Origin of the sequence: Kribbella sp. ALI-6-A (assembly GCF_001984195.1) — a bacterium.
In the GTDB taxonomy this organism is placed as follows: domain Bacteria; phylum Actinomycetota; class Actinomycetes; order Propionibacteriales; family Kribbellaceae; genus Kribbella.
On record NZ_MTQN01000012.1, the window covers coordinates 1375001 to 1396578 of the forward strand.

Here is a 21578-nt window from a genome sequence, read left to right on the forward strand (position 1 = left end):
GGGCTCGGGCCGTTCACACCACCCGGCCCTGTGTGCTTCACTGTCGCACCATCACGCCTCGACGAGGAGGTTCGAGAATGTTGCGCAAGGGCATAGGTCGCGTTGCTGCCATCGCGGTGGCGAGTGTTTTGTTGGGGTTCGGGCTGATCGTCGCTCCTGGGGCAGCGCAGCTTCCCCGTGCTCACGCTGATGGGAGCTACTTCGAGGACTGCTCATACGACTGGCTTCACTGTGGAACCGCCGTACAGGTCGACCTCACTTCTGACCAGGTTCGCGCACGCACTGACTTTTGTCTGTGGGACAACAACGGCGGCAGTCATCCGAACGCTGCGGTGTGCATCAAGCGGGACGCGGACGTGGTCTTCGTGCGGGACACTGACAGCGACGGCAGATCAGCACTCGGGCAGGTCGGCTTCACCGTCGCCAACATCTACGTCTGCAGGAACGCGCACGGCTCCGGGACGTGGGCGCGATGTGACTTCCAATGGCCGGAGAACAACGCTCGCCTTCGCACGATGGACTGCGACTTCGACAATGCGCCGATCAGGTTCGGGTCGTCCGAATGCACCACGTCGGAGCGCTACGTCGAATTCGTGGGGTGACACGGGTCCGCCCCCCGGGTGCCTCGCCCTGGGGCCACTCGGCTCTCGGCCACCTGGCTGCAGGTCGGTGAGAGCAGGAAGAGTTGCTGCTCGTCTTGGCCTTCTACCGATACCTGAGCTGTCGACCGTCGCCGCGGTCAGCCTTGGACGGTCGGGCGGATGGTGAGTTCGCCGATTTCTACTTCCCAGGGCTGGTCGATGGTGTACTCGACGGCGCGAGCGACCGCGTCGGGGTTCAGGGCGAAGGTCGCCATGCCTTGGCCGATTTCGGCGCGGATGGTTGGGTCGGTGACCGAGTTGGCGAACTCGGTGTGGACGTAGCCAGGGGAGATCGCGGTGGTCTTGATCGTTCCGTCGGTCGACTCCTGGCGCAGTCCTCCAGCACGGTGCGGACCGCGTTTTTCGTCGCGCCGTACACGGCCATCGTCGGCGTGATCTTCAGGCCGGCGGTCGACACGATCGTGACGAAGTGGCCGCGGCCCTGGGCCTCGAAGATGGGTAGGGCCGCGTCGATGCCGTGCAGTACGCCGCGCAGGTTCACGTCGATCATCGCGTCCCAGTCGGCGGCGCGCCGCGCGGCCATCGGTGAGATCGGGCCGATGCCCGCGCTGCTGACCAGGACGTCGAGCCGGCCGAAGTCCGTGACGGCGGTCTGCACGAGACGGCGTACGTCGTCGGGGTCGGTGACGTCGATCGCCACCGTCGCGGCCCGTCCGCCGGCGGCGCGGATCTCCTCGGCCAGGGCCTCGAGCCGGTCTTTCCGCCGGGCGCCGAGTACGACGGCCGCCCCGGCGCGGCCCAGCCGGCGCGCGGTCGCGGCGCCGATTCCGCTGCTGGCGCCGGTGATCGCGATGACCTTGTCGTCGAGCGTTGCCATGACTAGTCTCCTTCAGTGAATCGGACAAAGTGTCCATTTCATTGAAGCGGACATTTTGTCCGTTTACAACCCAGGAGGCACTCGACCGTGCGAAGCGACGCGTCCCGCAGCCGGACCGCCATTCTCGAGGCGGCCCGTGTGCTGATCGCCGAGCCCGGTGAGCTCAAGCTCAGTGCGGTGGCGAAGAAGGCCGGCGTCGGGCAAGGCACGCTGTACCGCCACTTCACCACCCGCGACGAACTGGTTGCCGCCCTCTACACCGGCGAGATCGACGAGCTCGTCGTGGAGGCCAACCGGCTGCTCGAGCACCACGAGCCCTTGCCGGCCCTGGAAGTTTGGCTCGGTCGGTTGGCGGCGTACGCGCAGGTCAAGCGCGGGGTGATCGAGGCGGTCGACTCTTCGGTGTGGGCCGAGATCTCGGCTCAGACCCACACCAAGCTCGGGCAGGCGTTGGGCGCGCTGCTGACCGCCGGCGCTGAGGCCGACGTGCTGCGGGCGGACATCGAGCCGCGCGACGTGATCCTGCTGTCGTGGTTCCTCGCGCACGTGAAGCCGGAGGAGTGGGACGACCGCGTCCCGCGGCTGCTCGACGTTCTACTCAAAGGGCTGCGGCCGACCGACGCGCGGTGAGCCAGGCTGGCGCCGTGCCGCGAGGCGCTGTCTAGCCCCGCCAGCGAGCGGCAGAGATGGATTCCTGGGCCAGCAAGCGAAGCGACGAGATCAGCGTCTCGCCGAGAATGGTGCCGATGACAACCGATTCGGCGATCTGGTCCGGTGAGGTGCGTTCGGTGACCGCGGCCACTTCCAGGGCGGTGAACTTCTCGATCGCGTCGGCGTAGGAGTCGAGGAATGCGACCAGGTGGTCCTGGTCGAGGCTGCGCAGCGCGGCGACGGTTTCGATCAAGGTCGTGAGCGCGGGCGCGTCGGGCTCGACCGTCCAGTCGCGGCGGGCGATGAGGTCGTTGACCTGCTGGGTCGCGGCGGTTCGCGCGTCGGTCGTGGCGGTCGGCGTACGGGTCGGCGTGATCGCGCGATGTGCGCGGCCGATCTGTTCGTGCAGGGTCATCGAGTCCGAGTCCAGGCCTTCGAGGATCTCCTTCACCCTGGCGATCGGGACCTGACCGAGGTCGACGAGCGCGCGGATCAGTCGCAGCCGGCGCAGGTGCACCTCGCCGTAGCTCGCCTGGTTCGGGCTGGTCAGTTCGCCCGGCGGGAGCAACGCCTCCCGTAGGTAGTACTTGATCGTCGGCACCGGGACACCCGACTGCCGGCTCAACTCCGCGATCCGCATAACCGCCTTGCCTTCCCTTGAGTCGTGATGGATAGTAGCAGTATCCATTAATGGATAGTCGCACTATCTACCAAGGAGGGACTTCGATGACCGTTGCTGTTCTCGTTCTCGCCACGCTGGGGTTCCGCGGGCTGGGAGCGCTCGGCGTCCGCCGGTTCGCCCGCTGGCCCGTGGCCGCCGCGCATGGACTGGCCGTGATGCTGGTGCTGACGGCGAGCGCACACTTCGTGCCCGCCGAGGTGACCGTGATGCCCAACCACACCGACCTGGTCCGGATGGTCCCGCCGTTCGTCCCGTACGCCGGCGCGATGGTCTACCTGACCGGCGTCCTCGAACTGCTCGGCGCTCTCGGATTGTTGCTGAAAGCGACTAGACGAGCCGCGGGCTGGTCGCTCGCGGCGTTGTTCGTGGCGCTGCTCCCGGCCAACATCTACGCAGCCGTCGAGCAGGTCCCGTTCGCCGGCGGCGAGGCGTCGCCGCTGTGGCAGCGCATCCCCGAGCAGGTCGTCTACCTCGCGGTCGCCGTCTGGGCCGCCCGCTCCACCCGTACGCCGTCCACCCCCGATCGCGAGCTCGTCCACCAGTGAAGGAGCACACCTGATGTCCGATCCGTCCCGGATCATCGCCGGCGTCGTCCTGCTGACCATCGTCACGATCGAGTTCGGCGGCTGGTTCCTGACCAAGATCGTGCGCGGTCAGGTGCCGATGACCGACTTCCAGAAGGCGTTCGCCCGGGCCGGCCACGCCCACGCCGGCGTCCTGGTCATCCTCAGCCTGGTAGGCCTGCTGTACGTCGACGCGACCGGACTGAGCGGCGCGTGGTTGTGGATCGGCCGGCTCGCCCTGCCGGTGGCGGCGATCCTGATGTCCGGCGGGTTCTTCGCGTCGTCGGCAGGCGCAGGCCGCACCCAGCCGAACCAGTTCCTCTGGGTGCTCTGGCTCGGCGCCGCCGCCCTCGCCGTCGGTGTTCTGACGTTGGGAATCGGCCTGATCACCGCCTAGCTCGACGCCAGCCGGCTCCCCACCGAGTGGATGATCGCTGCGGTCTCCGGCGGCGCCTCGAGCGTGAAATCGGCGCCCAGGGCAACCACTCCGGCGACGTACTGGATCAGCAGCTGGGGCGAGTCGGCGCTCAGTGTGACAGTGCACGAGTCCGGCCCGGTCGGTACGACGGTGCCCGGCAGCCACCGGCCGTAGAAACCTTCGCGAACCTCCTCTTCCGACAGCCGAACGTGCAGAACCGCCGAGTGCCGGTACGTCGCGGCCGCGAACGACTCCGCCAGGTACGTCGCCGCATCGGCCGCGGGGATGTCCCGCGGAGTGAACCGGTGCCGGCTCGGCCGTACGTCGCTGATCCGGTCGACCCGGAAGCTGCGCCAGTCGTCGCGGTCCGGGTCGAAGGCCAGCAGGTACCAGGTCCCCACCAACGCCACCAGCTGATGGGGTTCGACCCGCCGGTCCGTGGTCTCACCCTGGCGTGATTCGTAGCTGAAGGCAACGATCTCGCGATCCCGGCAGCAGGCGGCGAGCACGGCCAGCCGACCGGGATCGAGCTGTGGAAGATCGGCCCGCGCGACCACCGACGCGGCGCCCACCGCCGCCACCTGTGGACGAAGCCGCGGCGGCAGCACCTGGGACAGCTTCGCCAGCGCGCTCATCGAACTGTCGTGCAACCCGCTGATCCCACCACTGCCCGCGCCGGCCAGGCCGACCGCGACGGCCACCGCCTCGTCGTCCGACAGCGCCAGCGGCGGCATCGCCCGCCCGGACGCCAGGCGGTAGCCACCGGCGGTCCCCGTCGTCCCGACCACCGGGTAGTCGAGCGAGCGCAACCGGTCGACGTCGCGGCGGATGGTCCGGTCGGTCACTCCCAGCCGCTCGGCCAGTTCGGCGCCCGACCACTCCCGCCGGCTCTGCAACAGCGACAGCAGCCGCAGCAGTCGTCCCGGCAGGTCGTTCATATCCACAAAGATATCCACAGCTTGAGGACAACTTCTGTCCGGAAGGCGTTCTACGGTCGGCGCCATGAGGACATGGACCCCCGAAACCGACGGCTACGACGACCAGCGCACCGGCTTCCAGCGCCGCGATCCGCACCGGCCCGCGCGGATTTTCGGCGCGACCAACGCGCACGACATCCAGAAAGCGGTGCGCTACGCCCGCGACCACAACCTGCGCCTCGCGGTCCAGGCGAGCGGGCACGGCCACACCACGCCGACCGAAGGTGTGCTGCTGACGACCAGCGGCTTTGCCGGCGTCACGGTCGACCCGGCGCAGCAGACCGCGACCATCCAGGCAGGTGCGACTTGGCAACAGGTGGTCGCCGCCACCACGCCGTACGGGCTGGCGCCGCTGTCCGGCAGCTTCCCCGGCGTCGGCGCGATCTCGTACACGCTCGGCGGCGGCATCGGCCTGATGGCCCGCAAGTACGGCTTCGCCGCCGATCACGTCCGGCGGATCGAGCTGGTCACGCCCGACGGCGAGCTGCGGTCGGTGACGCCTGACGACGAGGAGCTGTTCTGGGCCGTGCGCGGTGGTGGCGGCAACTTCGGCGTCGTCACCGAGCTGGAGATCGGCCTGTTCGAGGTCAGCACGATCGCCGGCGGCAGCCTGTACTACGACCTCGCGATCACGCCCGACGCACTTCAGGTCTGGCGCGAGTGGACCGCGACCGTGCCCGAGGAGATCACCTCGGCGGTCTCCGCCTTGGTGATCCCCGACCTGCCGATGGTCCCGGAGCCGTTGCGTGGCAAGCACATCGCGCAGCTGCAGCTCTGCGTGCTCGCCGACCTGGCCACCGCGGAGCAACTGATCGCGCCGCTTCGCGCTCTCGGCGAGCCGGTGATGGACACCTTCGGAGAACTCCCGTACGCCGAGTCCAGCCGGATCTTCGCCGAACCCGAGCAGCCGCACGGCTACCGCGGGCGCAACCTCCTGCTCGCCGAGCTCGACCCGGTCGCGCTCTCGACCGTCCCGGAGCTGGCCGGACCGAAGGCGCCCGCGATGTGTGTCGTCGGCATCCGCCACCTCGGCGGCGCGCTGTCCCGCCCGCCCGCGATCCCGAACGCCGTCGGCCGCCGCGAGGCGCAGTACGCGCTGACCGTGCTGTCACCTGGTGACGAGGACTTCTCCGCTCTGCACAGCAGCGTTCTCGAGCCGTGGACGTCGATCGGCCGGCAGCTCAACTTCAGCTTCGGCCCGCTCACCCCGGACGAGATCGCCGAGGCCTACGAACCCACCGACTTCGAACGACTCAGGAAGCTCCGGCAGCAGCTCGACCCCACCGGCCTGCTCCAGCCGAACCACGCGATCTGAAAGTCACGCCAACGCGGCGGTGACATCGATCTCGACGCGCTGACCGGGGAAGCCCAGCTGGGCCACCCCGAGCAGCGTGCTCGCGGTGGTGAAGGCCGGGGCCAACGCCGACTCGTTGAGCCATGTCCACACCGCCGCCAGCTCGTCCCGGTCCGCGCTGGCCACGTAGATCACCGTCCGAACGACGTCCTCGGCCCGGGCGTTCGCGGACTCCAGCGCGGTGAGAATGTTGCTGATCACCTGCGCCGTCTGCCCTTCGAGCCCACCCGCGGCCAGCTCACCGGCCGGGTCCAACGGACACTGGCCGGCCAGAAACACCAGCCGCGCGGCCTCGACAGTCGTCACGTGGTGGTACCCCGGCGTCGGATGCAGCGCCGGAGGATTGCTGCGCTCGATGCTCACCAGCCCAGCCAAGTGCACCGCCGGACCCGGGTCAATCGGATTTCACCGCGTTGCCCGGAGATCCGGCGGAGTCAGCCCTGCGCTGTCGGCCGGACGACCAGTTCGTTGACGTCGACCTCAGCGGGCTGGCTGATGGCGTACTCGATGGCGGCGGCGATCGCGTCGGCCGGCATCGCGACCGCCATCATGGCGCGCACCCCTTCGCGCACCGCCGGATCGCTGATCCCGTCACCCAGCTCGCTCGCCGTCAGCCCCGGACTCACCACCGTGACGCGGATGTCCCGGCTCTCCTGCCGCAACCCCTCCGACAGCGCCCGGACGGCGAACTTCGTCGCGCTGTACACGGGCCGCCGTCGGATCGACCCGCAGCCCGGACACCGACGACAGATTCACCACGTGCCCGCCGCCCTGCTCGCGCATCACCGGTAGCACCACCGCGAGCCCGTGCAGCACCCCGCGCAGGTTCACATCGATCATCTGGTTCCACTCGTCCACCTTCAGGTCGGCCAGCGGCGACAACGGCATCACGCCCGCGTTGTTCACCAGCACGTCCACCCGCCCGTACGCCGCCCGCGCCGCCGACACGAACTCGCGCATGCTGTCCAACGAGGTCACGTCGAGCACGTGGTGCCCCGCCCCGATCTCCGCGCCGAGCTCCGCGATCCGATCCGCCCGGCGTGCGCCGAGCCACACCTCGTGCCCAGCCCGTGCCAACCGGCGAGCTGTCGCCGCCCCGATGCCGCTGCTCGCGCCAGTGATCACAACAACCTTCTTCTGCATGCCGTTCACCCTCGTCGCCCGGCGCCGCGGCAACCAGGACGCGATCCCCTGGGTGCGCGGCACCTAGGATCGAGAAGTGAGCACCGAACTGGGCGAGTTCCTCCGCGTCCGCCGGTCGCAGGTGGAGCCGGCCGACGTCGGCCTGCCCACGTACGGCGTACGCCGGGTGCCCGGGCTTCGGCGCGAGGAGGTTGCGGTCCTCGCCGGTGTCAGTGCCGACTACTACACGCGGCTGGAACAAGGCCGCGAGCGCAAGCCCTCCGGCCAGGTCGTCGATGCGATCGCCCGGGCGCTCGGGCTCTCCGACGAGGCGCGCCTGCACGCGTACCGGCTCGCCGGATTGTTGCCGAAGCCCTCGGACGGTCCAGGTGACGCGGTCGATCCCGCACTGCTGCAGCTGATGGACGCGTTCCCGTCGGCCGTTGCCTACGTCATCAACCGCCGCCTCGAAGTGCTCGCCTCGAGCGAGCCGGCCAAGGCGCTGCTGGCCTCCCTGGTCGACCGGCGCAACATGCTGCACACCCTGTTCCACGACCCGGCTGCCCGTGAGCTGTTCGCCGACTGGCCGCAGGTCGCCCGCGATTCGGTCGAGGCGCTCCGGCTGGCCGACGGCCAGGACCCGGGTGTCCGCGCGGTCGTCGACGAACTGCTTGCCTCAAGCAATGAGTTCGCCACGCTCTGGAACGAGCACGGCGTCAGCAGCCTGGGCAGCAAGACCAAGACCTTCGACCACCCGGAACTCGGCCGGATCACGCTGACCTACCAGACGTTCGACGTCCAGCATGCTCCCGGCCAGTTCCTCCTGGTCGGCACGGCCGCACCGGGCTCGAGGGACGCGGACTCGCTGGCACTGCTTGGCTCGCTCCACCCTGCCAAGCGCCGGCCCTGAAATCACCGCGGCCCCGAAGCGGTGAACCGCTTCGGGGCCGAGTGCGTAGTACGTGTCGAGCCACTAGGCCGTACTACGGGTTGGTGGGAGGAGGTCAGGCGGTCAGCCGCTCCTCGGTGGACGTGGAGAACAGGTGCAGCTTGCCGGGCTCCGGGGCGAGGTGGATGAGCGCGCCCTGCTCCGCGCGGGTCCGCGTGCCGATCCGGGCGATGATGTGCTGGCGCTCGTCGGTGTGCTCCGCGTTGCCGTACAGGTAGGCGTCCGAGCCGAGTTCCTCGATCACCGAGACGCGGACCGGCAGGCCCTCGTCGGCGACGTGGAAGGCCTCCGGGCGGATGCCCAGGGTCAGCGTCTTGTCGTCACCGGCCTTGGCCAGCAGCGCGCGCTCGATCGGTACGACGTAGTCGCCGATCTTCGCGCCGCCCTCGACGATCTCGGCGTCGATCAGGTTCATCGCCGGGGATCCCATGAAGCCCGCGACGAACTTGTTCTTCGGGGCGTCGTACAGGTTCAGCGGGGTGTCGACCTGCTGCAGCAGCCCGTCCTTCAGGACCGCGACCCGATCGCCCATCGTCATGGCCTCGATCTGGTCGTGGGTGACGTAGACCGTCGTGACGCCCAGCCGGTGCTGGAGTTCGGCGATCTGGGTGCGGGTCTGGACGCGGAGCTTGGCGTCGAGGTTCGACAGCGGCTCGTCCATCAGGAAGACCTGCGGGTTCCGGACGATCGCGCGGCCCATCGCGACGCGCTGGCGCTGACCACCGGACAATGCCTTCGGCTTGCGGTCGAGGTACTCCTCGAGGCCGAGCAGCTTGGCGGCTTCGAGGACGCGCTTGGCGCGGTCCTCCTTGTGGATGCCCTGCATCTTCAGCGCGAAGCCCATGTTGTCGGCCACGCTCATGTGCGGGTAGAGCGCGTAGTTCTGGAAGACCATCGCGATGTCGCGCTCCTTCGGCGGGCTGTTGGTGACGTCCCGGTCGCCGATGTAGATCGACCCCTCGTTCACCTCTTCCAGGCCGGCCAGCATCCGCAGCGCGGTCGACTTACCGGAGCCGGACGGGCCGACCAGGACCATGAACTCGCCGTCCTGGATGTCCAGGTCGAGCTGGTTCACGGCGGGAGCATCGGTGCCCGGGTAGATCCGGGTCGCGCCCTTGAACGAGACAGTAGCCATCACGCACTTCCTTCCTTCGCCGGCAGGAACGTGCCGGACGATCCTTCGCAAAGGCCCCCAGGTCTGGGTGTCCGCGCCTTGTTGATGATGTATCACCAAGGTGATTCTGATAACGCCGGCGGGCGGTTCGGCATTCCTAGAACCGGGTGCCGCCGGGGCGGACACTGTCCGCCATCAGATCCAGCAGCGCGGCCACCGCGCGGCTCGGCGGACGGCCACGCAACGTGATCGCCGACAGCGTCCAGGTCAGCTCGACGCCGGTCAGGCGCAGCCGCGCGATGCCGGGCAACTGCCCCGGATCCAGATCCGGTACGACGGCCACGCCCAGCCCCGCCCGGACGTACTCCGGCACCGTCGTCAGGTCCGGCACCTCGACCCGCACCCGCCGCGGCAGCCCTGCGGCGTCGAAGGCCCGGTCGACGTTCGTCCGGTTGCCGAAGCCGGGCAACATGTCGACGAACCGTTCCCCGGCCAGGTCCTCCAGCGACACCACGGACCGCTCGGCCAACCGGTGCGTCAACGGCACCAGGACGACGAACGGCACGGTGGCCAGCTCACGCGCCTCGAGCCCCGCGAGGTCGGCCCGCTTCAGCCCGACCAGCGCGACGTCCAGCCGGCCATGGCGTACGTCGTCCGCCAACCCCGACGATCCACTCGGTGACGTCGTCACCTGCACATCGACCAGCGGATAGCGCTGGTAGAACGCGCCGAGCAGGTCGGCCAGATCGACCAACCCGAGCCGAGTCATCGTGCCGATCCGCACCGACCCGCGCAGCCCGGTCGACGCCTCCTCGACGGCAGCCCGCGCACGGTCGAGCGCCTCCAGTGCGACCTTCGCTTCGGGCAGCAGCGCCTGCCCGGCGGCCGACAGGCTCACCCGCCGGGTCGACCGATCGAACAGCGTCGTCTTCAGATCGCTCTCCAGGCTTCGCACCGCCGCGGACACCGTCGACTGGACGGTGAACAGCCGCTGCGCCGCGCGCGTGAAGCTCAGCTCCTCGGCCACCGCGACGAAGTACTCCAGCTGGCGTGAGTCCACGGCAGTAATTATCGAGGCAGTCGATAAGACTGCGCAAGAAGATTCGTTTGCTTCGATGGATCTGCGGGGTGAACCTGAAGACATGACAACTCTGACCGGACCGCGGGCGATCGACACCGTCGGGACGCGGGTCCGTTTCGCCCACGGCCCGGGGTTCTGGGCGATCGCCGCCGCCTTCCTCACCACGATGGCGTTCTCCACCGTGCCGACGCCGCTCTACGCGCTCTACCAGCAGCGCGACGGCTTCCCGACCTTCCTGATCACGGTGATCTTCGCCGCGTACGCGGTCGGCGTGATGGCGAGCCTCTACCTCGCCGGGCACGTCAGCGACTGGCTCGGCCGGCGTCGCGTCGCGCTGGTCGCCGTACTGGCCGAGGTGGTGGCGGCGCTGATCTTCCTGTTCTGGCGCGACGTTCCCGGGCTGCTGCTCGCGCGCTTCGTGACCGGCGTCGGGGTCGGCATTCTCACCGCGACCGCGACGGCTCACTTGTCCGAGCTGCGCAGGATCGCCCGGCCGGACGAGGACCCGAGCCGGTCCGCGCTGATCTCCACCGTGGTGAACCTCGGCGGTCTCGCGATCGGGCCCTTGGTCGGCGGCCTGCTGGCCCAGTACGTCGGTCAGCCGCTCGACCGTCCGTACGAGGTGTTCCTGGTGCTGCTCGTGATCAGCGCGCTCGGTGTCGCGCTCGTGCCGGAAACGGTCGAGCGGCGGGAGACCCGGCCGGCGTACCGGCCGCAGCGGGTGGCGTTGCCGGCGGCCGCGAAGCCGCAGTTCTTCGCGGCGGCGGTCGGTGCCTTCGCGGCGTTCGCGATCTTCGGGCTGTTCACGTCGCTGGCGCCGACGTTCCTGGCGGGCACCCTGCACCACACGTCCCGGCTGCTGGCCGGGGTGGTGACCTTCGCGGTCTTCAGCGCCGGCGCGGCCAGCCAGGTCGTTTTCGTCCGACTCTCCCGGGCCCGGCAACTGCAGCTCGGCCTGGCGTTCATGTCGGCCGGACTGGCCGGGATCGCGGTCGGCGGACTCACGCCGAGCCTGGCGCTCTTCGTCGTCGGCGGGGTGATCGCCGGCGCGGGCGTCGGCCTGGTCTTCCGCGCCGCGGTCGCCACCGCGGCCGGTCTCGCCGACGCGGACTCGCGCGGTGAGGTTCTCGCGGCCCTCTTCCTCGTCGCGTACGCCGGCCTCGCGCTCCCGGTCCTCGCGATCGGTCTGGGCATCGCGCTGCTGCCCGCAGAGCTCGCTCTCGTCCTGTTCGCCGGGATCATCCTGGTCATGGTCAACGCCGCCGGGCTCCGCATGCTGGCCGCCGACCGCCGCTGAACCCCGTGCCTGCCTCGCGTCAGGGCGAGGCAGGCACGGTAGCTTGCGCACATGGGTGAATACGTCTCCGTCGGAAGCCTGACCGCCTACCTCGCAACCGGCCGCAGCAACGGCCCCGGCATGCTCCTGCTCCCGATGATCACCGGCATCGGCGAGCAGGTCCGCGACGGGGCCGACGAGCTCGCCGGCCGCGGGGTGACCGCGCTGACCTGGGACGCGTTTCACGGCCGCAGTACCGACAACTCCACCGTCGACGAGCTGTCCGAGCTGCTCGCCAAGTTGGACGACGACGCGGCCCTCGCCGAGCAAACCCAGCTCCTGGACCACCTGCTCGGCGACCTCGGCTGCTCGAAGGCCGGCGTGATGGGCTGGTGCATGGGCGGCCGCTTCGCCCTCCTGCTCGGCGCTCGCGACCACCGTCTGGCCGGCGTCACCGCGTTCCACCCCACCGTCCCGTCCCAGCTCCGCCCCAACCAGACCCACGACGCGATCGCCGACGCTGCGGGGATCGCTGCTCCGGTCCTGGTCAGCTATCCCAGCGCCGACCACATGGTCACCGCCGCCGACTTCGAGGCCCTGCAAACCGCGCTGCACTCGCGCCCGTCCGGCGCCACCTTCTCGCTCTTCCACCCCGGCGCCGACCACGGCTTCACCAACCGCGACCGCCACGACAAGCCCGCCAACGCGGCGGCGTTCCAGCTCGCCTGGCCTCAGGCGCTCACGTTCATCGACACCACAACGGCGTCAGCGACAGGCTGATCAGGCGGCGGTCGTGGCCCGGCGGTGGGCCGTCGGGTTGGTGCCGCGAAGACGCTTGAAGGCCACCGAGAGAGCGAACGCGTTCGCGTATCCGACGCGGCGGGCGATCGACTCGACGGTGTGGTTGGTCTCGCGCAGCAGGTCGGCGGCGAGCGTGATGCGCCAGCCGGTCAGGTAGGCCATCGGCGCTTCGCCGACCAGCGCGGTGAAGCGGCGGGCCAGGCTCGCGCGGGAGACGCCGGTGCGGTTGGCGAGCTCGACGACCGACCACGCGTGGGCGGGATCCTCGTGCATCAGTCGCAGCGCGAGACCCACCACCGGATCGGCCTGTGCCTGGTACCAGCCCGGCGCGTGGGACTCCGGCCGGGCGAACCACGCCCGTAGCGTGGTGATCAGCGCAAGATCGAGCCAGCGGTCCAGCACGCTCTGCTGACCGGGCTCGTCGCGCTGGATCTCGCCGAGCACCATCTCCATCACCGGGCCGGTGACGTCCTCGGCCGGCACGACCAGCACCGGCGGCAGCGCGGTGAGCAGCCGCCTGCTGACATCGCCCTCCAGCTGATAGGTGCCGCTGACAACCATCGCCTCACCGTCGGGCCGGCCGCCGTGGGTCCGGACGCCGAGCCGCGCGCTGTAGTCGATCGGTGCTCCAGGCAACGGCTCGCAGACCCCGCCCGGGTGGATCCGCAGCTGCGGCTCGGTCTGCGGGGTGTCCGCGACGACGTACGGCTCGGGGCCGCGCAGCACCGCGACGTCCCGCTCGTTCAAGCGGACCGGCTCCGACCCGTCGCGCAGGATCCAGGCCGAGCCGCGCACCAGCGTGGCGAGCGCGAGCGGTGCCTCGTCGACGATGTGCAGGCCCCACGGCGGGTCGAGCACGGTCAGGTTGAACACCCCTCCGCGCGCCCGGGTGCCGGCCAGCAGATCGTCCAGAACATCCATGCGGCTACCTTAGCTGAGACTCTCAGACATCGAAATGCGCCGGGCAACCATGGTTTGTCTCACTCGACAACGATGAACTACACCCATGACAAACACACCGATTCTGATTCTGAGTGGTTTGGGCAAGACCGGCCGGCGCGTGGTGGAGCGACTCGCGCAGCGCGACGTACCGGTCCGGCTGGCCTCGCGGTCCAGCGAGCAGCGCTTCGACTGGTACGACGAAAGCACGTGGTCCGGGACCGTGGCCGGCATCGACACGGCGTACCTGGCGCCTCCGGTCGGGCCGACCGGGCTGGCCCAGGCCGGACGCTTCGTGAAGCAGGCGGCGACCGAAGGGCTGCGCCGGGTGGTGCTGCTCTCGGGCCGCGGCGTCGGCAGCCCCGAGCGCGAGTTCGCGGTGTACGAGAGCAGCGTCGAGCTGGAGAACGCCGTACGGGACAGCGGCGCCGGTTGGACGATCGTCCGGCCCGCGTGGTTCATGCAGGGGTTCAGCGAGGACTTCCTGTGCGAGCACGTGCTGGCGGGGGAGCTGCGCGTGTCGGCCGGGACCGGCGCCGAGGCGTGGATCGACACCAACGACGTCGGTGACGTGATGGCGACCGTGCTGCTGGACGAGGCGCACACCGGGCAGACGTACTCGGTGTCCGGCCCCCGTACGTTGACGATGGACGAGGTCGCAACCGAGCTGTCCGCCGCGACCGGGCGCGACATCCGGTACGTCGACCTGCCGCCGGAGCAGCACGTCGAGGAACTGGTCGGCATCGGCCTGGATCGCGAGGACGCCGAGTCGGTGCGCGACCTGTTCGCGGTGATCCGGCACCACCGGTCGGAGTACCTGTCCGACGACGCCGTCCGCGAGCTGCTCGGCCGTGCCCCGCGGGACTTCACCGACTGGGCGCGCGAGACCGCGCGGACGGGAGTGTGGTCGGCATGACCAAGATCCTGACTGTCGGGGCGCTGCTCGGCAGCGCCCTGATGGCCGGCCTGTTCTTCGCCTTCGGTACGGCGGTGATGAGTTCGCTGCAGCGGATGCCGTCCGGCCAGGGTGCCGCCGCGATGAACCTGATCAACGTCCGGATCCAGAACCCGCTGTTCCTGCTGGTCTTCTGCGGCACCGCGCTGATCTGCCTGGCCCTGCCCGTCTTGGCGTTGGTCCAGGACACCCCCGGCAAGTGGTGGATCGTGGCCGGCTCCGTGCTCTACCTGGCCGGCGTGATCGTGCTCAGCTTCGCGGTCAACATCCCGCTGAACGACGGACTCGCCGCCGGCACCACGGACTGGACGACGTACCTGGCCAGGTGGAACCCTGCGAACAACGTGCGAGCGGTCGCCGGTGCGCTCAGCGTCGTCGCGTTCGCCGTCGCGCTGATCGGCGTGGAGTAGAGGAGCGGTGATGACCGAGCAACTCCTGCAGGTGAACGGGGTCGAGCTCTGCGTCGAGACCTTCGGCGACCCGGCCGCTCCGCCGGTGCTGCTGATCCACGGCGGGTCGGCGTCGATGGACTACTGGGAGACCCCGTTCTGCGAGCTGCTCGCGGCCGGGCCGCGGTACGTGATCCGCTACGACCACCGCGACACCGGCCGCTCGGTCAGCTACCCGCCCGGCAAACCGGCGTACGACGGGATCGATCTCGTCCGTGACCCGGTCGGCATCCTGGACGCGCTCGGCATCGACCGGGCGCACGTGGTCGGACTCTCGATGGGCGGCGGCATCGCCCAGCAGCTCGGTCTCGACCACGCCGACCGGGTCCGCAGCCTGACGCTGATCGCGACCAGTCCGCTCGGCGACGACCTGCCGCCACCGACCGACCGCATCCGGGCGAGCTTCACCAGCGCGAAGCCGCCCACCGACTGGTCCGACGCCGAGGCCGCGATCGACACCCTGATCGCCGACGAGAAGCTGTACGCCGGCACCCTCCCGTACGACGAACCCGCCCGCCGCGAGCTGCTCCGCGCGATGATCGCCCGCACCACCAACCTCGAGTCGGCCGTCACCAACCACTGGGTTCTGCCCGACGACGACTCCCCACCCCTGCGTCCGCGCCTCGGCGAACTGACGATGCCGGTCCTGGTCCTGCACGGCACCGAGGACCCGCTCTTTCCGCCGGCTCATGGCGAGGCCCTGGCCCGGGAGATCCCCGACGCCCGCCTCGTCCTGCTGCCCGGCGCCGGCCACGAGCTGCCCCGCCCGGTCTGGGACATCGCCGTGCCGGCCATCCTCGCGATCACCGCGAGCTGACCTGCGCTGACTGCGGGGGTAGAGCTGGCTCCACCTTCGATCCGGGCACGGACGGGATGGGGCCGGACGGCGCGAACCGGAAGGGTTGGGACTACCAGAACCCGACTCTCCGGAGGACTTCCGATGAAGCGAAACAGCCGTGTCGCCGCCGCCCTGACGGCTGCCGCTCTGCTCGGCACCGCCGCGTTGCCCGCGGCAACCGCAGTGGGTGCCCCGGCGCACAGCGCGGTCGCCGCGACCCAGCACCACGTCACCCAGAACCCGGTCCCGGCGCTCAACCGCGCGGCGTACCCGCTGCTGTCCACCAAGGCGACCGGCCAGCTGTACGACCTGCGTCCGCTGGTCCGCATGGTCGGTGACGCCCAGGTCGTCGGGATCGGTGAGGCGACGCACAACTCCAGCGAGTTCTTCACGCTCAAGCACCGGATCTTCCGCGCGCTCGTCGAGCAGCGCGGCTTCACCGCCTTCGCGCTGGAGGCGAGCTGGAGCACCGGCGTCGCGCTCGACCGGTACGTCGTAGACGGCATCGGCGATCCGCGGGCGATCATGCAGCACGAGTTCCAGGGGTCGTACGAGTTCTGGAACGCCGAGGAGTACCTCGACCTGATCGAGTGGATGCGCTCGTACAACCAGACGCACACCCGCAAACTGCACTTCGTCGGCGACGACCTCGGCTACGTCTCGCCCGCGACGCTCGACCTGGTCACGTCGTACGTCGGCAAGGTCCGCCCGGCGCTGGTCCCGCAGCTCACCACCCGGTACGCCGGAATCCGGTCCGACGCGAACGCGGCCGACTTCCTCACCGGTCTGGTCGCGAAGCCGGTCGCCGAGCGGCTGAAGCTCGAAGCGGCGACCCGCGAGGCGCTGGCCCTGGTCGAGTCGCTGCCGAAGAGCAGTGAGCAGACGTGGGCCGTGCAGCACGCCCGCGCGATCTGGCAGGTGGCGAAGTTCGTCTCGTACGACATCCAGGACCCGAAGGTGCTGCCCTCGGCGATGCGGTTCCGCGACCAGGTGATGGCCGAGAACACGCTGTGGTGGACCCAGCAGACCGGCGCCAAGACGGTGCTGGGCGCCCACAACGGTCACATCGCGCTGACCTCGTCGATGCCGGCGCAGTACCCGAAGATCCAGGGCGAGTTCCTGCGTGAGGCGCTCGGCCGCAAGTACGTGCCGATCGGCCTGAGCTTCGACCACGGCTCGTTCAACGCCCGCGACACCAACGACCCGAACGGCGCGATCCGCGCGTTCACGATCGGCGCCGCCCCGGCCGGCAACAACGAGAACACGCTGGACAAGGTGGTTTACCGCGACTACTTCGTCGACCTGCGGACACTGCCGCGCGGGACGAAGACCTGGCTGCAGACCAAGCGGCCGACCAGGGACATCGGCACCGCCTACCCGTTCCCGGACTCGCCGGTCGCGCTCGCCGCGTCGTACGACGTGCTGATCCACCTCAACCAGGTCACCGCCGCCCACCTCCGCTGACCGCAAGCCCGAACGTCCGAAGAACCGTGCGCTATAGCGCACGGTTCTTCGGACGTGCGAGAGGTTCAGTCGGCCGACCGCAGCATTGTGCGGATGCCGACGGTCAGGCCGAGGGCGGCGGTGACGATCGCGGCCACGAAGCCCCAGAGCACCGGTGCCGCCCACACGTCCCCGGCGAACAAGGTGCGCTCGGCATCGACCAGGTAGGACAGCGGGTTGAACTTCGACGCCACCCGCATCCACTCCGGCCCGGTCTCCAGCGGCAGCAGCATGCCGGACAGGATCATCAGCGGGAACAGGAACGTCTGCTGCACCACCCAGAACATCCAGTCCTGCTTGCGGACGGCGATCGCCAGCGCGTAGCTGAACGAGCCCAGCCCGATCCCGAACGCCGCGAGCAGCGCCAGCCCGACCACCGCGCCGTCCAGGTGCAACTCGAACCCGAACGGCACCATCACCGCGATCACGATCACCGCCTGCCCGAACAGCGGCACCATCTCCTTCAGCGCCCGTCCGATCAGCAGCGACGAGCGGCTCAGCGGCGTCACCAGCATCCGCTCGTGCGCGCCGGTCTGGAACTCGAAGAGCAGGTTCGACCCGGTCGCCGATGTGCCGAACAGGGTGGTCATCACCAGGATCGCCGGCACGAACCACTGCCAGACCCCGCCGTCCAGCGACCCACCCATCGAGCCCGCCAGCAATGGCCCGAACAGGCCGAGGAAGATCAGCGGCTGGATCATCCCGAACAGCAACGAGAACGGATCCCGCAGCACCGGTTTGAGCTCGCGAGCCATCACGATCCGGATGTCGCGAAAGAGGCTGCGGTCCGGGGACGTGGCGGTGGGCAAGTTCACGGTGGAGGCAGTGAGGGTGGTCATGCGGCGGCCTTTCCGTTGGAGTCGCGCAGGCTGCGACCGGTGAGATTGAGGAACACGTCGTCGAGCGTCGGGCGGTGGACCTGCGCGGCAGCCACCGGTACGCCGTACTGCTGCGCGGCGCCGAGCAGGATCGGCAGCGCGGCCGGCCCGTCGGTCACCCGCAGGCTGACTTGATCTCCGGACGTCTCGAACTCCTTGGCCCCCGGCAACTTCTCGGCCAGCTCACGAATCCGGATTTGGTTGTCAGGAGCAACTACCAGCGCGAGTCGGTCACCGGCGAGCCGGGTCTTCAGCGCCTCGGCGGTGTCGTCGGCGATCACCTCGCCGTGGTCGACGACCACCACCCGCTCGGCCATCGAGTCCGCCTCGTCCAGGTAGTGCGTGGTGAGCACGATCGTCATCGCGTACTGCTCGCGCATCCGCAGGATGTGGTCCCACAGGTTGGCCCGGTTCTGCGGGTCGAGGCCGGTCGACGGCTCGTCCAGGAAGAGCAGACCGGGCGCGTGCACCAGGCCCATCGCGACGTCCAGCCGGCGGCGCTGACCACCGGACAGCTCGGACACCTTGCGTTCGGCGAGGTCCTTCAGCTCCAGACCTTCCAGCAGCTCCGAGGCCCGGCGCTTCGCGGCGCGCCGGTCCATGCCGTAGATGACGCCCTGGCCGTGGAGTTCGTCGCCGACGCGGTGCGAGTGGCCGGCGCCGTTGCCCTGGCCGACGTACCCGATCTGCCGGCGAACCCGCGCCGGCTCGGCGGTCACGTCGTACCCGGCGACCGTCGCGGTGCCGGAGGTCGGGGCGATCAGGGTGGTGAGCATCCGTAGCGTGGTGGTCTTGCCGGCGCCGTTCGGGCCGAGGACCGCGACGAGCTCGCCGGGTTCGACGTCCAGGCTGATGCCGCGGACCGCGTGCACGGTCTCGGTGCGGCTCACCACGAAGTCCTTGGTGAGCTCTCGGGTGCTGATCACGGTTGTCTCCTTCGTCGGGGTGGCTGAGCACGACATTTCCAGCAGAAGAGGACAGGTTCTGGCCGTTACTTCTGGCAATCTGACGTCATGTCCGAGACCTCCGCACGACTCCTCGCGCTGCTGTCCCTCCTGCAGGCCCGCCGCGACTGGCCGGGTGCGCTGCTCGCCGAACGACTCGAGGTGAGCCCGCGCACCGTGCGCCGAGACGTCGACCGGCTGCGCGACCTCGGCTACCCGGTCCGTGCGAGCAAGGGTCCGGACGGCGGCTACCGCCTCGACGCCGGCGCCGACCTGCCGCCGTTGCTGTTCGACGACGACCAAGCGATCGCCGTCGCGGTCGCGCTGCAGACGGCGACCACCACGGTGACCGGCATCGAGGAGGGCGCGCTGCGTGCGCTGGCCACGGTCCGCCAGGTGATGCCGGCCCGGCTGCGGCAGCGCGTCGACGCATTGCATGTGACGACCGTCGACCGCTGGGCCGACTCGAAGCGAACGAAGGTCGACTCGGAGCAGCTGATCGCGATCGGTACGGCGGTCCGGGCGCGCGAGGTCCTGCGCTTCGACTACGCCTCGCCGGGGGCCTCCGACGAGGAGTGGGTGCCGCCGCGCAAGGTCGAGCCGCATCACCTGGTGACATGGGGAGGCCGCTGGTACCTGGTCGGCTGGGATCTGGACCGCAACGACTGGCGCACCTTTCGCGTGGACCGGATGCAGCCGAAGACGCCGACCGGTCCGCGCTTCACGCCGCGCGAACTCCCGGCGCCCGACGTCGCGACGTACATCTCGTCCCGCTTCTCCGGGCGAGGCGACTGGCCGTGCCGGGGTGAGGCGATCCTGCAGGCGAAGGCGGCCGACATCGCCCGCTGGGCCGGCCGCGACGCCGTCGTCGAGGAGATCACGCCGACGAGCTGCCGGCTGATCCTGCCCGGCTGGTCGTGGACCGGGCTGGCCGCGAACTTCGGCATGTTCGAGTGCGACCTGGAGTTCGTCGGTCCGGAGGAACTCAAGACGGCCGCCACCCAACTGGCGGCCCGCTACACCGCCGCGGCCTCGTGAGGAGTTCCTCGATGGAAGAGCACACCGTTGCCGATGTCGCCGCCTGGCACGACTGGCTGACCGACCATCACCAGACCTCGGACGGCGTCTGGCTGGTGCTGGCGAAAAAGGGCACGACCGAGCCGACGAGCCTGAGCTACGACCAGGCGCTGGAGGAGGCGTTGTGTCACGGCTGGATCGACGGTCAGCGCGTCGGCCGCGACGAGCGCACCTTCAAGCAGCGGTTCACGCCGCGGCGGCCGCGCAGCAACTGGTCGCTGCGCAATGTCGGGATCATCCAGCGGCTGCGGGACGAGGGCCGGATGCGACCGGCCGGGCTCGCCGAGGTCGAGCGCGCGCAGGCCGACGGCCGCTGGGACTCGGCGTACGGCGAGGCGACGATGCGCGAGGTCCCCCGCGGATCTGGCCGCGGCGCTGGCCGCGTCGCCGCGAGCGGAGGCGATGTTCGCGATCCTCACCCAGCAGAACAGGTTCGCGATCCTGTACCGGCTGTACTCGGCCAAACGCCCGGAGACCCGCACGAAGTGGATCACCCGGTACGTCGAACAGCTCAGCCGCGGCGAAACGATCTACCCGCAGAAGCGCACGCTGGACTAGGGCGTGCCGGCGTACCCGGCGAGGGCCTGCTTGACCAGGTCGGCGACGTTCGTGCTGCCCGCGCCGTGGCCGGCGTCCTCGACGATCTTCAGTTCGGCGTCGGGCCAGGCCTGCGCCATCAGCCAGGCGGTCTCGACCGGGCTGCTGAAGTCGAGCCGGCCGACGATCAGCACGCCGGGGATGCCCGTGAGCTTGCCCGCGTCGCGGACCAGCGCCCCTTCCTCCAGCCAGGCGGCGTGACCCCAGTAGTGCGTCACCAGCCGGGCGAACCGCAACCGGAACCGGGGATCCTGGTAGCGCAGGCTCGGCTGGATGCCGGCGCCGTGGGTGGCGACGTGCGTGTCCTCCCAGTCGCACCAGTTCCGCGCCGCGCGATCGCGCACCGCCGGATCCGGGTCGTGCAGCAGTTGGCTGTAGGCCAGCGCCAGATTCCCGTCCCGCTCCGCCTCCGGTACGCCGTCGCGGAAGCGCCGCCACTCCGCCGGGAACACCCGTCCCATCTCCCGGGTCAGCCACTCAACCTCCCGCCGGGTCGTGTTGGTGACGCTGAACAGCACGATCTCCGAGACCGCCGACGGGTGCTGCTCGGCGTACGCGAGTCCCAGGGTCGCTCCCCACGACGCACCGAGCAGCAGCCACCGGTCGATGCCGAGGTGCTGGCGCAGCAGCTCCATGTCGGCGATCAGGTGCCAGGTCGTGTTCGCGCTCAGGTCGACCTCGTCGTCACCCGCGTCCGGCGTACTGCGGCCGCAGTTGCGCTGGTCGAACAGGACGACCTTGTACTCGGCGAGGTCGAAGTAGTTCAGCCAGGACGCGCCGGCTCCGGAACCCGGCCCGCCGTGCACGACCACCGCCGGCTTGCCGTCCGGGTTGCCGTGGACCTCCCAATGGACCCGATGGCCGTCTCCGACCTCCAGCCTTCCGTGCGCGAGCATGCGGCCGTCCCTCCTAGATGTAACAGTGCTGTTAG

At 69.8% G+C, this 21578-nt stretch carries 26 protein-coding genes; 14 read left to right on the forward strand and 12 right to left on the reverse strand.

Annotation, left to right across the window (positions count from 1 at the left end):
• The first annotated feature begins 77 nt into the window (after window positions 1-77).
• The gene (locus BWI15_RS33010) at window positions 78-602 is read left to right on the forward strand and encodes a hypothetical protein (RefSeq protein WP_077018419.1); all 525 of its coding nucleotides are present in this window, start codon (window positions 78-80) and stop codon (window positions 600-602) included.
• A 235-nt stretch (window positions 603-837) separates the two neighbouring features.
• Here the strand turns inward: BWI15_RS33010 and BWI15_RS33015 are convergent, their stop codons facing one another.
• On the reverse strand, window positions 838-1479 hold the full coding sequence (locus tag BWI15_RS33015; protein WP_237771560.1) for an SDR family oxidoreductase: 642 nt from the start codon (window positions 1477-1479) through the stop codon (window positions 838-840).
• Between the two features lie 87 nt (window positions 1480-1566).
• Here BWI15_RS33015 and BWI15_RS33020 point away from each other — a divergent pair, with 87 nt between their 5' ends.
• Complete coding sequence (locus tag BWI15_RS33020; protein ID WP_077018420.1) at window positions 1567-2109, forward strand: TetR/AcrR family transcriptional regulator; 543 nt, start codon at window positions 1567-1569, stop codon at window positions 2107-2109.
• Window positions 2110-2140: 31 nt separating this feature from the next.
• On the opposite strand, the gene BWI15_RS33025 is transcribed toward BWI15_RS33020, so the two are convergent.
• The gene (locus BWI15_RS33025) at window positions 2141-2770 is read right to left on the reverse strand and encodes a MerR family transcriptional regulator (RefSeq protein ID WP_077018421.1); all 630 of its coding nucleotides are present in this window, start codon (window positions 2768-2770) and stop codon (window positions 2141-2143) included.
• 86 nt (window positions 2771-2856) lie between these two features.
• Between BWI15_RS33025 and BWI15_RS33030 the strand changes: the two genes are divergently transcribed.
• Together BWI15_RS33030 and BWI15_RS33035 are read left to right on the forward strand one after the other, a co-directional pair.
• The gene (locus BWI15_RS33030; protein WP_077018422.1) at window positions 2857-3357 is read left to right on the forward strand and encodes a DoxX family protein; all 501 of its coding nucleotides are present in this window, start codon (window positions 2857-2859) and stop codon (window positions 3355-3357) included.
• Between the two features lie 13 nt (window positions 3358-3370).
• Entirely contained in the window at window positions 3371-3772 is a 402-nt protein-coding gene (locus BWI15_RS33035; protein WP_077018423.1) for a hypothetical protein, read from the forward strand.
• Here the strand turns inward: BWI15_RS33035 and BWI15_RS33040 are convergent.
• Window positions 3769-4731, reverse strand: coding sequence for a helix-turn-helix transcriptional regulator (locus BWI15_RS33040; RefSeq protein ID WP_077018424.1), 963 nt, complete (start codon window positions 4729-4731; stop codon window positions 3769-3771). The two genes, BWI15_RS33035 and BWI15_RS33040, sit on opposite strands and share 4 nt — an antisense overlap.
• A gap of 64 nt (window positions 4732-4795) precedes the next feature.
• Here BWI15_RS33040 and BWI15_RS33045 point away from each other — a divergent pair, with 64 nt between their 5' ends.
• Window positions 4796-6085, forward strand: coding sequence for an FAD-binding oxidoreductase (locus tag BWI15_RS33045; protein ID WP_083751150.1), 1290 nt, complete (start codon window positions 4796-4798; stop codon window positions 6083-6085).
• A 3-nt stretch (window positions 6086-6088) separates the two neighbouring features.
• Here BWI15_RS33045 and BWI15_RS33050 read toward each other — a convergent pair whose 3' ends face one another.
• From BWI15_RS33050 to BWI15_RS33055, 3 genes are all read right to left on the reverse strand, one after another.
• Window positions 6089-6487: a RidA family protein gene (locus tag BWI15_RS33050; protein WP_077018426.1), complete on the reverse strand. Its 399-nt coding sequence runs from the start codon at window positions 6485-6487 to the stop codon at window positions 6089-6091.
• Window positions 6488-6558: 71 nt separating this feature from the next.
• Window positions 6559-6831 (reverse strand): SDR family NAD(P)-dependent oxidoreductase, encoded by a 273-nt coding sequence (locus tag BWI15_RS40775; protein WP_269087198.1) that lies wholly within the window; start codon window positions 6829-6831, stop codon window positions 6559-6561.
• Window positions 6716-7267 (reverse strand): SDR family oxidoreductase, encoded by a 552-nt coding sequence (locus BWI15_RS33055; RefSeq protein WP_237771562.1) that lies wholly within the window; start codon window positions 7265-7267, stop codon window positions 6716-6718. The genes BWI15_RS40775 and BWI15_RS33055 overlap by 116 nt, the downstream gene beginning before the upstream one ends.
• A gap of 76 nt (window positions 7268-7343) precedes the next feature.
• Between BWI15_RS33055 and BWI15_RS33060 the strand changes: the two genes are divergently transcribed.
• A complete protein-coding gene (locus tag BWI15_RS33060) occupies window positions 7344-8156 on the forward strand; it encodes a helix-turn-helix transcriptional regulator (protein WP_083751151.1) in 813 nt (270 codons plus the stop codon).
• A gap of 94 nt (window positions 8157-8250) precedes the next feature.
• Here BWI15_RS33060 and BWI15_RS33065 read toward each other — a convergent pair whose 3' ends face one another.
• On the reverse strand, window positions 8251-9330 hold the full coding sequence (locus BWI15_RS33065) for an ABC transporter ATP-binding protein (protein WP_077018427.1): 1080 nt from the start codon (window positions 9328-9330) through the stop codon (window positions 8251-8253).
• 136 nt (window positions 9331-9466) lie between these two features.
• On the reverse strand, window positions 9467-10369 hold the full coding sequence (locus BWI15_RS33070; RefSeq protein ID WP_077018428.1) for a LysR family transcriptional regulator: 903 nt from the start codon (window positions 10367-10369) through the stop codon (window positions 9467-9469).
• Window positions 10370-10451: 82 nt separating this feature from the next.
• Here BWI15_RS33070 and BWI15_RS33075 point away from each other — a divergent pair, with 82 nt between their 5' ends.
• Both BWI15_RS33075 and BWI15_RS33080 read left to right on the forward strand, forming a co-directional pair.
• The gene (locus tag BWI15_RS33075; RefSeq protein WP_077018429.1) at window positions 10452-11687 is read left to right on the forward strand and encodes an MFS transporter; all 1236 of its coding nucleotides are present in this window, start codon (window positions 10452-10454) and stop codon (window positions 11685-11687) included.
• A 51-nt stretch (window positions 11688-11738) separates the two neighbouring features.
• Complete coding sequence (locus tag BWI15_RS33080) at window positions 11739-12446, forward strand: dienelactone hydrolase family protein (protein WP_077018430.1); 708 nt, start codon at window positions 11739-11741, stop codon at window positions 12444-12446.
• On the opposite strand, the gene BWI15_RS33085 is transcribed toward BWI15_RS33080, so the two are convergent.
• A complete protein-coding gene (locus tag BWI15_RS33085; RefSeq protein ID WP_077018431.1) occupies window positions 12447-13388 on the reverse strand; it encodes an AraC family transcriptional regulator in 942 nt (313 codons plus the stop codon).
• Between the two features lie 85 nt (window positions 13389-13473).
• On the opposite strand from BWI15_RS33085, the gene BWI15_RS33090 reads away from it, so the two are divergent.
• The 4 genes from BWI15_RS33090 (at window position 13474) to BWI15_RS33105 (ending at window position 17112) form a co-directional block, all read left to right on the forward strand.
• The gene (locus BWI15_RS33090; RefSeq protein WP_077018432.1) at window positions 13474-14322 is read left to right on the forward strand and encodes an NAD(P)H-binding protein; all 849 of its coding nucleotides are present in this window, start codon (window positions 13474-13476) and stop codon (window positions 14320-14322) included.
• Window positions 14319-14771: an anthrone oxygenase family protein gene (locus BWI15_RS33095; protein ID WP_077019461.1), complete on the forward strand. Its 453-nt coding sequence runs from the start codon at window positions 14319-14321 to the stop codon at window positions 14769-14771. Before BWI15_RS33090 ends, BWI15_RS33095 begins: the two co-directional genes overlap by 4 nt.
• A 10-nt stretch (window positions 14772-14781) precedes the next feature.
• On the forward strand, window positions 14782-15627 hold the full coding sequence (locus BWI15_RS33100; RefSeq protein WP_077018433.1) for an alpha/beta fold hydrolase: 846 nt from the start codon (window positions 14782-14784) through the stop codon (window positions 15625-15627).
• A 123-nt stretch (window positions 15628-15750) separates the two neighbouring features.
• Complete coding sequence (locus BWI15_RS33105; RefSeq protein ID WP_077018434.1) at window positions 15751-17112, forward strand: erythromycin esterase family protein; 1362 nt, start codon at window positions 15751-15753, stop codon at window positions 17110-17112.
• A gap of 65 nt (window positions 17113-17177) precedes the next feature.
• On the opposite strand, the gene BWI15_RS33110 is transcribed toward BWI15_RS33105, so the two are convergent.
• Complete coding sequence (locus BWI15_RS33110; RefSeq protein WP_077018435.1) at window positions 17178-17990, reverse strand: ABC transporter permease; 813 nt, start codon at window positions 17988-17990, stop codon at window positions 17178-17180.
• A complete protein-coding gene (locus BWI15_RS33115) occupies window positions 17987-18955 on the reverse strand; it encodes an ATP-binding cassette domain-containing protein (protein WP_083751152.1) in 969 nt (322 codons plus the stop codon). Before BWI15_RS33115 ends, BWI15_RS33110 begins: the two co-directional genes overlap by 4 nt.
• A gap of 87 nt (window positions 18956-19042) precedes the next feature.
• On the opposite strand from BWI15_RS33115, the gene BWI15_RS33120 reads away from it, so the two are divergent.
• Both BWI15_RS33120 and BWI15_RS40345 read left to right on the forward strand, forming a co-directional pair.
• A complete protein-coding gene (locus BWI15_RS33120; protein WP_077018437.1) occupies window positions 19043-20011 on the forward strand; it encodes a helix-turn-helix transcriptional regulator in 969 nt (322 codons plus the stop codon).
• A gap of 441 nt (window positions 20012-20452) precedes the next feature.
• A complete protein-coding gene (locus BWI15_RS40345) occupies window positions 20453-20608 on the forward strand; it encodes a YdeI/OmpD-associated family protein (protein ID WP_237771563.1) in 156 nt (51 codons plus the stop codon).
• On the opposite strand, the gene pip is transcribed toward BWI15_RS40345, so the two are convergent.
• Window positions 20605-21543, reverse strand: coding sequence for a prolyl aminopeptidase (gene pip, locus BWI15_RS33130; protein ID WP_077018438.1), 939 nt, complete (start codon window positions 21541-21543; stop codon window positions 20605-20607). The genes BWI15_RS40345 and pip overlap by 4 nt on opposite strands.
• Window positions 21544-21578 lie beyond the last annotated feature (35 nt).

Bases quoted from the DNA above. Each gene is read 5' to 3' on its own strand.
- BWI15_RS33085 (WP_077018431.1), bottom strand. From the start codon at position 13,388: ATGGATGTTCTGGACGATCTGCTGGCCGGCACCCGGGCGCGCGGAGGG.
- BWI15_RS33040 (WP_077018424.1), bottom strand. From the start codon at position 4,731: ATGAACGACCTGCCGGGACGACTGCTGCGGCTGCTGTCGCTGTTGCAG.
- BWI15_RS33055 (WP_237771562.1), bottom strand. From the start codon at position 7,267: ATGCAGAAGAAGGTTGTTGTGATCACTGGCGCGAGCAGCGGCATCGGG.
- BWI15_RS33065 (WP_077018427.1), bottom strand. From the start codon at position 9,330: ATGGCTACTGTCTCGTTCAAGGGCGCGACCCGGATCTACCCGGGCACC.
- BWI15_RS33045 (WP_083751150.1), top strand. From the start codon at position 4,796: ATGAGGACATGGACCCCCGAAACCGACGGCTACGACGACCAGCGCACC.
- BWI15_RS33010 (WP_077018419.1), top strand. From the start codon at position 78: ATGTTGCGCAAGGGCATAGGTCGCGTTGCTGCCATCGCGGTGGCGAGT.
- BWI15_RS33030 (WP_077018422.1), top strand. From the start codon at position 2,857: ATGACCGTTGCTGTTCTCGTTCTCGCCACGCTGGGGTTCCGCGGGCTG.
- BWI15_RS33015 (WP_237771560.1), bottom strand. From the start codon at position 1,479: ATGGCAACGCTCGACGACAAGGTCATCGCGATCACCGGCGCCAGCAGC.
- BWI15_RS33025 (WP_077018421.1), bottom strand. From the start codon at position 2,770: ATGCGGATCGCGGAGTTGAGCCGGCAGTCGGGTGTCCCGGTGCCGACG.
- BWI15_RS33075 (WP_077018429.1), top strand. From the start codon at position 10,452: ATGACAACTCTGACCGGACCGCGGGCGATCGACACCGTCGGGACGCGG.
- pip (WP_077018438.1), bottom strand. From the start codon at position 21,543: ATGCTCGCGCACGGAAGGCTGGAGGTCGGAGACGGCCATCGGGTCCAT.
- BWI15_RS33105 (WP_077018434.1), top strand. From the start codon at position 15,751: ATGAAGCGAAACAGCCGTGTCGCCGCCGCCCTGACGGCTGCCGCTCTG.
- BWI15_RS33095 (WP_077019461.1), top strand. From the start codon at position 14,319: ATGACCAAGATCCTGACTGTCGGGGCGCTGCTCGGCAGCGCCCTGATG.
- BWI15_RS40345 (WP_237771563.1), top strand. From the start codon at position 20,453: ATGTTCGCGATCCTCACCCAGCAGAACAGGTTCGCGATCCTGTACCGG.
- BWI15_RS33035 (WP_077018423.1), top strand. From the start codon at position 3,371: ATGTCCGATCCGTCCCGGATCATCGCCGGCGTCGTCCTGCTGACCATC.
- BWI15_RS33120 (WP_077018437.1), top strand. From the start codon at position 19,043: ATGTCCGAGACCTCCGCACGACTCCTCGCGCTGCTGTCCCTCCTGCAG.
- BWI15_RS33080 (WP_077018430.1), top strand. From the start codon at position 11,739: ATGGGTGAATACGTCTCCGTCGGAAGCCTGACCGCCTACCTCGCAACC.
- BWI15_RS33100 (WP_077018433.1), top strand. From the start codon at position 14,782: ATGACCGAGCAACTCCTGCAGGTGAACGGGGTCGAGCTCTGCGTCGAG.
- BWI15_RS33090 (WP_077018432.1), top strand. From the start codon at position 13,474: ATGACAAACACACCGATTCTGATTCTGAGTGGTTTGGGCAAGACCGGC.
- BWI15_RS33110 (WP_077018435.1), bottom strand. From the start codon at position 17,990: ATGACCACCCTCACTGCCTCCACCGTGAACTTGCCCACCGCCACGTCC.